This is a genomic window from Thiolinea disciformis DSM 14473 (assembly GCF_000371925.1).
Taxonomy (GTDB): Bacteria; Pseudomonadota; Gammaproteobacteria; order Thiotrichales; family Thiotrichaceae; genus Thiolinea; species Thiolinea disciformis.
The window spans coordinates 253945-266255 of record NZ_AQVE01000001.1 but is presented as its reverse complement, the minus strand read 5'-3'; the positions used below and the strand labels follow the sequence as shown (position 1 = coordinate 266255).

Here is a 12311-nt window from a genome sequence, read left to right as displayed (position 1 = left end):
TAATATGGTGTAAAACAAAAGGTAACATGAATTCATAATACCTAGCGGCTTGCTAACAAATATTGCAACTTAGTTTCAATTTTTATAGAGCTTTGACCCCGTTTACTCTACACTAATCTACCTTCTGTGTTATACAAGGAATAGCGGGTAATGATGTTGTCTTACTCATGGCACAAACGCGTTTTATGGCAAGCTTTTGTGTTGATGCTTCTTTTTTTTACCCAAGCAAGCCCTGCTAGTGATGAAACTGTGTTGCGTGTTTTTACCAGTGTTGTCCCTCAACAATATTTTGCGCAGCGTGTGGGCGGGGCCTTCGTCAAAGCGGAAGCCTTAGTGCAACCGGGTTTCAGTCCAGAATTATATGAGCCCAGTGCGCGTCAAATCGCCGAATTAGCGCAAGCGGATATTTTTGTACGCGTTGGAATGCCTTTTGAAGAGGGTTTATTACCGCGTATTCAAAGTATTAATAAAACGATGCGCATTGCTGATGCACGTACTGGTTTAAACTTACGCAAGTTGGAAGCACACCAGCATGGCGACGACCATGCCCACGCTGTGGAAAATGAATTAGACCCACACTTATGGACGAGTCCGCGCCTTGCCAAACAAATGGCAGCTCAATTACGGGAGCTATTTAGCGAATTACGTCCTGTACACAAAGCTGAATTTGAGAAAAATTACGCAGCGTTTGTCGCTGATTTGGAAACACTCGATAAAGAATTAAGCGCGCGCTTTGCCAAGACTGGGCAAAAAACCTTTATGGTATTCCACCCCGCTTGGGGCTATTTCGCCGATGATTATGGTTTAGTGCAATTGTCGATTGAATCAGAAGGCAAAGAACCGAGTGCAAAAACCTTGGCGACGATTATCGAACAAGCAAAACAAGCCAAGGTTAAGACCATTCTTGTGCAACCTGAATTTAGTCAACGTGCCGCTGAGCAAGTTGCAAAAGCCATTGAAGGACAAGTCGTCGCAGCCAATCCTTTAGCCTATGACTATCTAGAAAATTTACGTCAGGTCTCTAGGTTGATTGCTGGAGAAAAGTAATGAATGAGCAACTTGCTGCGATTGATATTCAGGATGTCAGCTTTGCTTATGGACTAGCGCCGGTACTACAAAACGTTAATCTAAGCATTGCCCAAGGCGAATTCTTAGGGATAGTTGGCCCCAATGCTGGCGGCAAAAGTACGCTTCTGAAAATCATGCTCGGTTTTCTACCCTTACAACACGGCAGCGTGCTCATTTTTGGCAAGTCCCCTGAACAACAAAGGTCGTTAATTGGTTATGTGCCACAATATCCCGCTTTTGCACGCGACTTTCCCATTACAGTAGAGCAAGCCGTTTTATTAGGCCGTTTAGGCGCTACCAAACGTTTCGGGCCTTACAGCGCCGCAGATCGTCAGGCCGCACGACAAGCATTGCAGGAAGTGGAAGCCGACCAACTCGCCCAGCGCGTTATTTCAGCCTTGTCAGGTGGGCAACTTCAGCGGGTTATGTTGGCACGCGCATTGGTGAGTAATCCCAAAATTCTGATCTTGGATGAACCCACCGCGAATATTGATATGCGCTTGGAAACCGATATTTTTGACCATCTACGCAAATTGAATAAGCGTATGACCATTGTAGTGGTTTCGCACGATGTCGCGTTTATTTCCGATTATGTCAGTCGTGTGGCTTGTTTAAATCGCACGCTGATATGCCACAACACCGACGCCATTGACGGGCAGCTCATTCAAGAGCTTTATGGTTATCATGTACACCATGTTTCGCATCAACACCTGCCATTCGCCCCTGCCGCCTAAAGATGATCACTGAATTTCTACAAGCGCTTAGCACGCAAAGTTTTCTACAAATGGCGTTGATCGCCGGTTTACTTGCCAGCCTTGGCTGCGGTGTTGTGGGTACCTTTGTCGTTGTTAAGCGTATTACCTTTCTGGCCGGTGGCATTGCCCACTCTGTCTTAGCTGGCATGGGCGCAGCGGCTTATTATGGTTTTGACCCGTTATTGGGGGCTTTGGTGGCGGCGATTCTCTCCGCCCTTTTAATGGGCTGGATTCATCTGCACTGGCAAGCCCAAGAGGATACCTTGATTGGCGCACTTTGGGCGATTGGCATGGCGATTGGCCTCTTATTTATCTCCCAAACCCCGGGTTATACCAGCAATCTCACCAGCTACTTATTCGGCAATATCCTACTCGTCCCCGAACAAGATTTATGGTTGATGGCAGGCTTAAATGTGCTTTTGCTTCTACTGGTGGGGCTATTTTATCACCAATTCCTTGCGGTGATTTTCGATGAGGAATTTGCACGCTTACGCAATGTGCCCGTGACCTTTTTCTATTTATTATTACTGTGCCTAATCGCTGTCACAGTAGTGTTACTCATTCATGTGGTGGGATTAATTTTGGTCATTGCACTCCTTACTTTGCCAGCAGCGATTGCTGGGCATTATGTGCATTCACTCGGCAAAATGATGGTGATCGCTACGGTATTAGGTAGTATTTTTACTTCGGGTGGTTTAGCCTTATCGTATGCACCCGATTTACCTGCAGGACCTACGATTATTCTGCTAGCTGGCAGTGCTTATGTAGGCTCAGAAATCGTGCGCCGCTACCGTGCCCAACGTTTAGCACGGCGCAGCATAGCATCGCTCTAAAGCTTAAAAGCAGCCTGCATCGCCTGAATACGATCTTGTGCTTGCTCAGGCGTATAGGCCTGCGCGGGATGCTTTCCCCACACCGGTGCAGGCCATGCAGCATCGCTTTTGAAACGCGCAATATGATGCAAATGCAATTGCGGAACCATATTACCCAACGCCGCGATATTCAGCTTATCGGGTTGAAAGTGACGCATTAATTCACGACTGAGCCAATCCGACTCCTGCCATAATTGCCGACGCTCATCCTCACTTAACTCAATAATTTCACGAATACCCGCACGGCGTGGCACGAGAATAAACCACGGATAATGGCTATCGTTCATTAGCAATAAACGGCATAGCTCCAAATCGCCCACCACAAAACAATCTGCCGCTAATTGCGCATGGAGTTCAAAACTCATGCTTTCGCCTCAGCACTGAGCGCACGCAAGGTATCTAAACCATATTCAAACGAGTCAGAATACATTTGTTCGCTAGGTAAACCACGCTCCATAAACGCCACACGTGCGGCTTGAATCATAGGCGGTGGGCCACTTAAATAAACATCATAGCTTGCTAAATCACTATTATCTTCCAAGACCGCTTGATGCACCCAACCAGTACGACCTTGCCACTGATCTTCTGGCTTTGGTTCGGACAATACAGGCACATAATTGAATAATGGCGAGCGCGAAGCCCAATCACGCGGCAAATAATCCATGTATAAATCCGCTTGACTACGCACTCCCCAATAGAACTTCACGGGTTTGTCAATACCCTTAGCTTTGAGCTGCTCCACTATGCTTTTGAGTGGTGCAAAGCCTGTGCCGCCGCCGATTAAGAGGATGGGGCGATCCGAGTCGCGTAGATAGAAATTTCCTAATGGCCCTTCAATACGCAACAGCGCTTTTTCCTTCATCTCGCCGAAGACTTGCGTGGTGAATTGGCCGCCTGGTACGTGGCGAATATGCAATTCTAAATATTGGTCATCATAAGGCGCATTGGCGAGTGAAAAGGCGCGGCGCTTACCATCACGCAAAATAACTTCAATATATTGTCCCGCCCGAAACCGCATTCGCTCCGTAGCAGGCAATTTTAGGGTTAACTCCATCACATCATGATTTAATTTGCGCATTTTCTCGACACGAGCAGGCAAGGTCTTCACCTCTAACTCAGGCTCCACGCCGACCTGAGGGTTATGCACAACCAAATCCGTCATAGCTACTGCTTGACATAATAAGGCTTTGCCACGCTCCATATCGTAAGGCGCAAGCGCAAGCGGCTCACCTTCTGGGTAATCCACAATGCCTTTTTCAATCTGGGTCAAACACGACCCACAAGAACCGCCACGACAGCTATAAGGCAAAGCAATCCCTTGGCGCAAACCTGCTTCAAGAACATTCTCACCTTCTTCAACCGTAAATTGTTGACCGGATGGATTCACTGTAACTGTGTACATAGTGCGCGTGCCTAAGCTAAAAAAACCATTTTAGACTGAGACACATCACACGACAAATCCCCAGAGTTCTACACGGCTTTGCTTATGCTATGCTTAGCACTATGATTAGATTTATCTTTAGCTTAGTTATTTTATGTTGTGCTACACCCAGTCTTGCGGCAAGCAATCCTTTTAGTACACCCTACTCAGCCTTAGACGCCCATGATCTGGCTGCGGTAAAATCCTATATTCCGCCGCATTGGCAAGCGATAGCGCTAAGCGCTGGCTTATTGAATCAGGATCAAAAAACTGATTACGCGATAGTATTGGAAGCAGCTCCTCAAGAAGCACCCCAATCCCTGCCCGCCTTCGTAAAACCACCCAAAGCATTGATCCGCCTCTGGCAAAATCAACATCCTCTTAATGGTAGGCGTTTGGTCGTGGTATTGAGTGGTGAACCTGTTAAAGTCTTAAGCTACGCAAAGTTCTTGCCCGCAAAACCTTCTGAAACCAAAGACGAAACACTAGCGCATATTGCTATTCAGGATCAGGTCTTGGAGTTTCGCTTTAGCCAAACGCGTTCTAATGCCGCTGGTGGGCAACGCATTGAACAAATTTTTCAGTTCAAACCTGATCAGAATGGCTTAATCCTAACTAGCTACCAACAATCCAAAACGAATCGTGCTACCGCCATGTTCAATGAAGTAAAAATAGACTGGCAGAAAGGCCAGTGCCAAACCACTTCCGGCAGCATGTCCAGTCCGCGTCACAAAAAATCCACGGAGGCATTCAAGGGGAAAACTTGGGCTTTGGATGAAATTAAGGATGCCTTGCGTTTTGAACCCTAAGCAAGCTTAGGGAAAGTGTGTAAAACTGCTTCAGCTTAGCTATTAGACTGGGCTTTGAGCCATTGTTCAACCGAGGGCGAAACACGCTAACCCACCCTCGTCATCTTACTTCTTACCCAATAAACTCACGCCCCCAATAACCAAAGCCATCCCGAGTAAATGCGTCCAACCGAATGGCTCATTCAAGAACATGACCGCTAATAAAATGGTAATAATTGGGCCTGCTGTACCCATGATGCTGGCACGCGCTGACCCAATGCGCCCAATCGCTTCACTCAACATAAAACTCGGCAAAACGGTACTGAAAAAACCTAAGAGGATCGCATAAAACCATGCATTAGCATTGACCCATAAAGCACTCACAGGATGCGTGACTAAGAAATGGATAAACACAAACCCCGTCGCTGCTAACATGGCGATGCTGGTAAACAGGGTGCTACCCACTCGACCAATCACACGTTTGCTAAACACCACGTAAAACGCAAAACTGAAGGCGGCAATTCCTACCAAAACTGCACCTAAGCTTACATGCGCACCACTTAATTTGGCTTCATGTGCATAGAGCAATAAGACACCGCTATAAGTGAACAACAAGGCTAGCATGATGCGTTTAGTAATCACCTCGCGAAACACTAACCAGCCCAATAAAGTGGTCATAATCGGATAGGTATAGAGCATTAAGCGTTCTAACTGTGCCGAGATGTAATTCAATCCCTGCATATCGAGAAACGATGAGAAATAATAGCCGATGAAACCCAGCCCAATCATCATACCGAGATCAGAGTGAACGGGTGGAGTGAGAGGAGTTTTATAAAAAAGCCACAACAGCACACCGAGATAAAAAGGTGCTGCCACCAGCATACGCAAGGTTAGCAATGTAACCGTATCCACGCCTTGTGCATAAGCGAGTTTGATAAAAATAGATTTCACCGCAAAGAGCACGGTGCCGCCAAACGCTAACCACAACCCGATACGAAAATGGTGTTTTGTGGTGAAAGATGTTAAGGCTTGTTCCCGCATGAAGGTACTCCTAAAAGCACTACGGGATAAAAAGACTTAGCTGAGGGTTATCCCGCAGCCAATAACGATAAAACTAGCTGCTCCGTGAGGTATCGCGGAGACTTAGCCAGCCGAGGATGGATAGAGTAAAAAGTGTCTGTTGATTCATGTGGGACACTATACAAGGAATCCCGTATTTTACAAGTTGCGCCTATTGAAGCGGCTTCTCAAGGCGCATCGGCAAAAAGTAGACTAATTCCCCCAAGAATCAGCCTACTTCCAAAACCCTATTACTTATTAAGCATTAAGAAACACGCAATAACTGACCGATTTCGATGTGGTTGGCTTCATAAGCACTCATATTATTGAGGCGCATTAAGCGTGAAACGGTAGTACCACGACGTGCTGCAATTTTGGATAAGGTATCACCGGGTCTTACCACGATGACTTTGTAGTTATGATGCTTATTCCAGTTTTTGCCCCAACGCTTTTCGAAACGATCTTGGTGATAACGTGCACCATGACGATCCACACGAATCGCTGGGCGCATACCTAAACCATAATCGCCTACTACACTAATGCTCGTTGTAGCACGTGGGGTAGCATGACCATGGTGAGTGGAAATGTTAGTCATGGGTTGGCTAACATAAGTGCGCATACTATCGGCAAAGCTTGCGCCTGAAACCGCTGTGATAGTGAAGGCTAAGATACTGGCGACGATGTGACGAACTTTCATGACTGTGCTCCTAAGATTGAAGTTTGTTTGTTTCGGTCTGCTGGTTGACCATGAAGCCAGTATCAATCAAAGCACTAAGTTTGAAACTCCCTTGAATAAAGGTGAAGCTTAAAAAATCACCTCCCTTAAATGAGGGATCAAAGACTGCTTACGGGAGTTTAGTGGGTCAAACTGCACAGTATCTGCACAAAAGCTCTGCGATTTCTCAGCACACTCCACACCGTAGCTGCACGTTCAAATCCTAAGCTAGTCTTCGAACTCTCTCAGCTAAACCGGAAAGTTGGACGATGAAAAAAATAATCCTCTTCTTAATGTCCATCGTAGCACTGGGATTTTTGCTCCCAGAATCGGTTCGGATTCCAGTGCAGGGTGCTACGCCAGCCGACTGGAATCCGCGCTCCTTTTGGTACTATCCGTGGGGACGATCCGGAGCCCATAAAGGTATCGACATCTTCGCCAAACAAGGCACGCCTGTCATTGCCGCCGCTAGCGGATTGGTACTGAATGCTGACTATGATGAAATGGGTGGAAATTTCGTTTGGATTTTAAGTGCGCATTGGCGTGTACATTACTATGCGCATCTTCAACAAAGCACGGTGAGCGCCGGACAAATCGTTAAATCAGGACAGGCGCTTGGTACAGTGGGTTCCACCGGCAACGCTAGCGGCAAAGCACCACACCTGCATTATGCAATCCGCAGCCTTTTCCCGCTACTTCGTCAATTAGATCGCACAGCACCGCAAGCATGGCATAAAATGTTTTTTGTGAATCCTGATCCTCTGCTGCGCAAAGCGAGTGTAAACCATGAGTAAACATATTCTAGTGGCTGATGACGACCTACATATCCGTGACGTGATTAGCTTTGCTTTAGAAAAAGCGGGGATGCAAGTCACGCTCGCCGAAGATGGTCGTCAAGCAGTAGAGACTTTCCGTAAACAACCAGCGCACCTGATCGTACTGGATATTAATATGCCGGAAATGGATGGCTTGGAAGTGTGCCGCGAATTGCGTAAATCCTCTAATGTGCCCATTCTATTTCTATCGTCGCGTGATGATGAAATTGACCGTATCTTAGGTCTCGAAATTGGCGGTGATGATTATGTCACTAAACCGTTTAGCCCACGCGAATTGGTAGCACGCATCAATGCGATTCTAAAACGCTCAACACCAGTTCGTAATGAAGAAACCAAAGCGGAAGATGAAATCCAGCGCGGTAAACTCAGCATGAGCCCCGAACAACATCAAGTACGTTGGGATGGGCAGTTAGTCAGTCTAACAGCTACCGAATTTGCCATGTTACTGCTGCTAGTACGAGCGCCCAATCGTGTTTTTAATCGCGACCTCATTATGCAGCAAGCGTATGACAATAATGTGTATGTGAGTGATCGCACTATCGATAGTCATGTGCGCCATATTCGCCAAAAATTCGCTGAAGTAGGCTGTGAGGCCGTGATTGAAACGGTTCATGGTGTTGGTTATAAGCTCGCCGCATGTTAATTAATGCTCAGCTTCCACTTCCGCGTCGTATTCGATTCAGCTTACGCAGCATCTTATTGATTATGATGTTAACTTTGCTGCTCTTGCCATTAGCCGGCTTATACTTTTTTCGCATCTATGAAAATGAATTGGTACGCCAAACCGAGCTGGAATTAATTTCTCAATCGGCCGTATTAGCCGCCAATTACCGACAAATTATTAGCTTTATTCATCCAAACCCTAAAACTTATGGTTATCTGACGCCCGATTCACCCTTGATTGGGGGCAAAATGATACCGGCTGTACCCAGTAAAGTTTATGCCAGCACCAGCCGTCAAACCCCAACACCGGAAGCCTATTATACTCCGATCACACCCGAATTAGATTTAGTACGTCCGATTTTACCGCCTCGTCCACCTGCTTGGGCCCTGTCGCAACCCTTGCCAGATCCCTATGCACTTAAGGTCGGCAAGGCGATGCAATCGGTGATTCAAAACACGCAGCAAGTCACCTTGGTTGGCGTGCGTATTTTAGACATGAATGGTCTTGTAGTGGGTGGGCGAGAAGAAAATCGTCTTTCGATGGCCCATATTCCCGAGATCAAACAAGCCCTGAGTGGCTATTACGCCAGTACGATTCGTCAGCGTCGCTCGGACGAACCTTCTCCGCCGTTATATTCCATTAGTCGCGGCACAAATATTCGTGTTTTTACGGCTTTTCCCATTATGGAGGGGCAGCGTTTACAAGGGGTCATCTACCTTTCACGCACCCCCAAAAACATCCTGAAGCACCTCTATACCGTACAAGATAAACTATATATGGTGACCGCTTTATTATTGGCGATTGCTATATTTTTAGTAGTGTTTGTATCGTCCAGTATTTCGCGCCCGATTCGCGAACTCATCCATCAAACCCAATTAGTCGCTAAAGGTGAACAAACCAAAATTGCGCCTATTAAACACCCCGTCACTTATGAGATCGCCCAACTATCCGACAGTTTCGCGTCGATGTCACACACCTTGGCCGAGCGCTCTGACTATATCCGCCGCTTCGCTACTCATGTTTCACACGAATTCAAAACCCCACTAACCTCCATGCAAGGTGCTTTGGAATTATTACAAGAACATTTTGACGCCATGACTCCCGAGCGTCGCCAGCATTTTTTGGATAATTTACTCAGCGATACACAACGCCTCAAAAATCTGGTCAACCGTTTATTAGAATTAGCGCGTGCTGATGCCCTAGAACCCAGCACTCAAACCACCCCTTGGCCAGACTTCTTACAAACCGTGAAAAATCGCTATCAAGAGCGTGGTTTAAGCTTGGAATTATTGGAATCACCCAATGTAGAATTGGCTATTGCACCTGATGCCTTGGAAACGGTGCTATGTAATTTATTTGATAATAGCTTGTCGCACGGGGCCACTAAAGTAGTGATTCGCGGCCAACCAATTCACCACCAACTTCAATTACAAGTGCATGACAACGGTGAAGGTATTTCTGCGGCCAATCGCGAACGTATCTTCACACCGTTCTTCACAACACGCCGCAATACCGGCGGCACAGGCTTAGGTCTGGAAATTAGCCTATCCTTATTGAAAGCCTATAATGGGCATATTCAGCTCGGCTCAGCCACCGAAGGCGCAGAATTTCTGTTGCACCTGCCGCTTGCCTAATCGCAGAACATCACCATATTCTCCTACATCGATCATTATATGATAAATAATCGTATGGATTTTGATCGGCTTTATCATTAGAATCCGCTTTCATTAATCGTTTTATTAAATAATTATTTTGTTTTCATTCTATTAAGGAGAATAATATGCTACCTAATCACGAGGGTAAACCCGTTCCAAATGTGACGTTCCACACACGTCAAGATAATGCGTGGGTTGATGTAAGCACTGAGCAATTATTCAAAGGTAAGACAGTGGTAGTGTTTTCATTACCCGGCGCCTTTACCCCAACTTGTTCTTCTACGCACGTACCACGCTATAACCAATTAGCCGATGCACTGAAAGCCAATGGCGTGGATGACATTATTTGTATGTCTGTGAACGACACCTTTGTCATGAACGAGTGGAAAGCAGCGCAAGAAGCCGACAAAATTACCTTCATTCCAGATGGTAATGGCGAATTCACACAAGGCATGGGTCTATTAGTTGACAAAGACCAGCTTGGTTTCGGCAAGCGCTCTTGGCGTTATTCTATGCTGGTGAAAGATGGTGTCGTAGTAAAGATGTTCATCGAGCCTGAGAAAGATGGTGACCCCTTCGAAGTCTCTGATGCTGACACCATGTTGAATTATATTGCGCCAAATGCGAAAAAGCCTTTGGATGTCACGGTGTTCACACGCCCCGGCTGCCCATTCTGTGCAAAAGCCAAAGGTATGTTGAAAGAAAAAGGCATTGCCTTCGACGAATTGGTTCTCAATAAAGACTATCGCAATGTAACCTTGCGTGCGGTTGCTGGCGCCGATGCCGTTCCACAAGTGTTTATCAATGGTAAATTAATTGGTGGTTCTGACAAATTAGAAGCTTGGTTGGCAAGCAACACGTAATTGATCCTACACTAGCCCGCTCACTAGCAGTGCGGGCTAGTTGCACATTTTTCACCGACTCTATGACGAGAATAATCCATGAACCAGCATTATGATGTGATTGCAATTGGCGCAGGCAGCGGCGGTTTATCCGTTGTTGAAAAAGCTGCCGTGCACGGTAAAAAAGCGGCAGTCATTGAGATGAATGATGACCTTGGTGGCACTTGTGTGAATCGCGGTTGCGTACCTAAAAAAGTTATGTGGTATGCCGCCGAATTAGCCCACACGCAACATCACATGCTGGATTATGGTTTTGCTATTAAAACCGGTGCGATTGATTGGGCTAAATTAGTCATGAAACGTGAAAACATGATTAGTGGCATCAATGATTGGTATCTGGATGAATTCTTAGGCAAATCGGACATTGACTTAATTCGTGGTCAAGCGCGTTTTTTGGATGCCCATACTGTAGAAGTTAATGGCGAGCGCTATACAGCAGACCATATTGTTATTTCAACCGGAAGCCGACCCATTATACCCAAGGATATTCCAGGTGCTGAGTTAGGCATTACCTCTGATGGATTTTTTGAATTAGAAGAACAGCCTAAGAAAGTTGCTGTAGTAGGTGGTGGCTATATTGCCCTAGAATTAGCAGGAGTATTGAATGCTTTAGGGAGCGAAACCCATGTCCTGCACCAAGGCTTTCCTGTATTAATTGGCTTCGATGAAATGCTTCAACGTGGCTTACGTAAGCAAATGGAAGCAGATGGTCTAATTTTCCATGATAATGACAAAATAATCCGCGTTGAAAAACAAGCGAACGGGCAGTTAACCGTCCATTATCAAAGTGGTGAAACCTTAAAAGATTTAGATCAATTACTCTGGGCGATTGGCCGTTTGCCGAATACCGATGATATAGGTTTGGATAAGATCGGTTTAAAACCTGCGAAAAATGGCTTAATTGATGTCAATGAATATCAGGAAACCTCAGTCGCAGGGGTATATGCCATTGGTGATATTATTAATATGCGCGGTGTGCAATTAACACCAGTCGCCATTGCAGCAGGTCGACGTTTATCCGATCGTTTATTTGGTGGTATGAAAGATCGCAAAGTGGATTATAACTTAATCCCAACCGTGATGTTTACTCATCCACCGATTGGTACAATTGGTTTGTCAGAAGAAGCGGCTCGCGAAAAATACGGTGATGAAGTCAAAGTTTATCAAACTGATTTTAACTCCATGTATTACTCTTTTGTGAAACACAAAGTAAAAACCTATATGAAGCTCATTGTGGTTGGCAAAGATGAGAAAATTGTCGGCTGTCATGCCATGGGCAAAGGTGTGGATGAAATGATGCAAGGTTTTGCAGTAGCACTCAAAATGGGTGCCACTAAGAAAGACTTTGACGATACGATTGCTATTCATCCTGTCAGTGCGGAAGAAATGGTAACGATGAAATAATCGTTACTGCTCATTTGAGGATTGATTAACCCCGCTTAGGCGGGGTTTTTGCTATTGCCCTTATTCATACTGGTTGCTCATCTTAGCTTGTTGGTTATATTTGCTTTCTACAAGAGGCGTGATAAGCATAATTAGCGCTATAATGCACAAGGCATATCAAGCCATAACCGTGG

Annotated in this window: 13 protein-coding genes; 9 read left to right on the top strand and 4 right to left on the bottom strand. The window is 45.8% G+C overall.

All coding sequences use genetic code 11. The features are described 5' to 3' along the window. The first annotated feature begins 150 nt into the window (after positions 1-150). Genes A3IE_RS0101250 through A3IE_RS0101240 form a run of 3 tightly spaced genes read left to right on the top strand, consistent with a single transcriptional unit; the run spans position 151 to position 2656 of the window. Positions 151-1047, top strand: coding sequence for a metal ABC transporter solute-binding protein, Zn/Mn family (locus A3IE_RS0101250; protein ID WP_020393754.1), 897 nt, complete (start codon positions 151-153; stop codon positions 1045-1047). Then, on the top strand, positions 1047-1802 hold the full coding sequence (locus A3IE_RS0101245) for a metal ABC transporter ATP-binding protein (protein ID WP_020393753.1): 756 nt from the start codon (positions 1047-1049) through the stop codon (positions 1800-1802). Before A3IE_RS0101250 ends, A3IE_RS0101245 begins: the two co-directional genes overlap by 1 nt. 2 nt (positions 1803-1804) lie before the next feature. Beyond that, the gene (locus tag A3IE_RS0101240) at positions 1805-2656 is read left to right on the top strand and encodes a metal ABC transporter permease (protein ID WP_020393752.1); all 852 of its coding nucleotides are present in this window, start codon (positions 1805-1807) and stop codon (positions 2654-2656) included. Here the strand turns inward: A3IE_RS0101240 and A3IE_RS0101235 are convergent. Further along, the gene (locus tag A3IE_RS0101235) at positions 2653-3060 is read right to left on the bottom strand and encodes an HIT domain-containing protein (protein WP_020393751.1); all 408 of its coding nucleotides are present in this window, start codon (positions 3058-3060) and stop codon (positions 2653-2655) included. The genes A3IE_RS0101240 and A3IE_RS0101235 overlap by 4 nt on opposite strands. After that, entirely contained in the window at positions 3057-4097 is a 1041-nt protein-coding gene (locus A3IE_RS0101230) for a CDP-6-deoxy-delta-3,4-glucoseen reductase (protein ID WP_020393750.1), read from the bottom strand. The genes A3IE_RS0101235 and A3IE_RS0101230 overlap by 4 nt, the downstream gene beginning before the upstream one ends. A gap of 101 nt (positions 4098-4198) precedes the next feature. Between A3IE_RS0101230 and A3IE_RS0101225 the strand changes: the two genes are divergently transcribed. Beyond that, a complete protein-coding gene (locus A3IE_RS0101225) occupies positions 4199-4924 on the top strand; it encodes a hypothetical protein (RefSeq protein ID WP_020393749.1) in 726 nt (241 codons plus the stop codon). 105 nt (positions 4925-5029) lie between these two features. Here A3IE_RS0101225 and A3IE_RS0101220 read toward each other — a convergent pair whose 3' ends face one another. Both A3IE_RS0101220 and A3IE_RS0101215 read right to left on the bottom strand, forming a co-directional pair. Then, positions 5030-5944, bottom strand: a complete 915-nt coding sequence (locus A3IE_RS0101220) for a DMT family transporter (protein ID WP_020393748.1) — start codon at positions 5942-5944, stop codon at positions 5030-5032. Positions 5945-6227: 283 nt separating this feature from the next. Further along, complete coding sequence (locus tag A3IE_RS0101215; RefSeq protein WP_020393747.1) at positions 6228-6659, bottom strand: LysM peptidoglycan-binding domain-containing protein; 432 nt, start codon at positions 6657-6659, stop codon at positions 6228-6230. A 287-nt stretch (positions 6660-6946) separates the two neighbouring features. Between A3IE_RS0101215 and A3IE_RS0101205 the strand changes: the two genes are divergently transcribed. From A3IE_RS0101205 to gorA, 5 genes are all read left to right on the top strand, one after another. Next, entirely contained in the window at positions 6947-7471 is a 525-nt protein-coding gene (locus A3IE_RS0101205) for a M23 family metallopeptidase (RefSeq protein ID WP_026154717.1), read from the top strand. Continuing rightward, positions 7464-8156 (top strand): response regulator transcription factor, encoded by a 693-nt coding sequence (locus A3IE_RS0101200; RefSeq protein WP_020393744.1) that lies wholly within the window; start codon positions 7464-7466, stop codon positions 8154-8156. The genes A3IE_RS0101205 and A3IE_RS0101200 overlap by 8 nt, the downstream gene beginning before the upstream one ends. Beyond that, positions 8150-9811: a HAMP domain-containing sensor histidine kinase gene (locus A3IE_RS0101195; RefSeq protein WP_020393743.1), complete on the top strand. Its 1662-nt coding sequence runs from the start codon at positions 8150-8152 to the stop codon at positions 9809-9811. The genes A3IE_RS0101200 and A3IE_RS0101195 overlap by 7 nt, the downstream gene beginning before the upstream one ends. 146 nt (positions 9812-9957) lie before the next feature. Continuing rightward, a complete protein-coding gene (locus tag A3IE_RS0101190; RefSeq protein ID WP_020393742.1) occupies positions 9958-10695 on the top strand; it encodes a glutathione peroxidase in 738 nt (245 codons plus the stop codon). 78 nt (positions 10696-10773) lie between these two features. Then, complete coding sequence (gene gorA, locus A3IE_RS0101185) at positions 10774-12138, top strand: glutathione-disulfide reductase (RefSeq protein WP_020393741.1); 1365 nt, start codon at positions 10774-10776, stop codon at positions 12136-12138. Positions 12139-12311 lie beyond the last annotated feature (173 nt).

What these genes read in the sequence shown, in the direction of transcription:
- A3IE_RS0101220 (WP_020393748.1), bottom strand. Translation starts at nt 5,944, where the DNA reads ATGCGGGAACAAGCCTTAACATCTTTCACCACAAAACACCATTTTCGT.
- A3IE_RS0101195 (WP_020393743.1), top strand. Translation starts at nt 8,150, where the DNA reads ATGTTAATTAATGCTCAGCTTCCACTTCCGCGTCGTATTCGATTCAGC.
- A3IE_RS0101205 (WP_026154717.1), top strand. Translation starts at nt 6,947, where the DNA reads ATGAAAAAAATAATCCTCTTCTTAATGTCCATCGTAGCACTGGGATTT.
- A3IE_RS0101215 (WP_020393747.1), bottom strand. Translation starts at nt 6,659, where the DNA reads ATGAAAGTTCGTCACATCGTCGCCAGTATCTTAGCCTTCACTATCACA.
- A3IE_RS0101235 (WP_020393751.1), bottom strand. Translation starts at nt 3,060, where the DNA reads ATGAGTTTTGAACTCCATGCGCAATTAGCGGCAGATTGTTTTGTGGTG.
- A3IE_RS0101230 (WP_020393750.1), bottom strand. Translation starts at nt 4,097, where the DNA reads ATGTACACAGTTACAGTGAATCCATCCGGTCAACAATTTACGGTTGAA.
- A3IE_RS0101190 (WP_020393742.1), top strand. Translation starts at nt 9,958, where the DNA reads ATGCTACCTAATCACGAGGGTAAACCCGTTCCAAATGTGACGTTCCAC.
- A3IE_RS0101250 (WP_020393754.1), top strand. Translation starts at nt 151, where the DNA reads ATGATGTTGTCTTACTCATGGCACAAACGCGTTTTATGGCAAGCTTTT.
- A3IE_RS0101225 (WP_020393749.1), top strand. Translation starts at nt 4,199, where the DNA reads ATGATTAGATTTATCTTTAGCTTAGTTATTTTATGTTGTGCTACACCC.
- A3IE_RS0101200 (WP_020393744.1), top strand. Translation starts at nt 7,464, where the DNA reads ATGAGTAAACATATTCTAGTGGCTGATGACGACCTACATATCCGTGAC.
- A3IE_RS0101245 (WP_020393753.1), top strand. Translation starts at nt 1,047, where the DNA reads ATGAATGAGCAACTTGCTGCGATTGATATTCAGGATGTCAGCTTTGCT.
- A3IE_RS0101240 (WP_020393752.1), top strand. Translation starts at nt 1,805, where the DNA reads ATGATCACTGAATTTCTACAAGCGCTTAGCACGCAAAGTTTTCTACAA.
- gorA (WP_020393741.1), top strand. Translation starts at nt 10,774, where the DNA reads ATGAACCAGCATTATGATGTGATTGCAATTGGCGCAGGCAGCGGCGGT.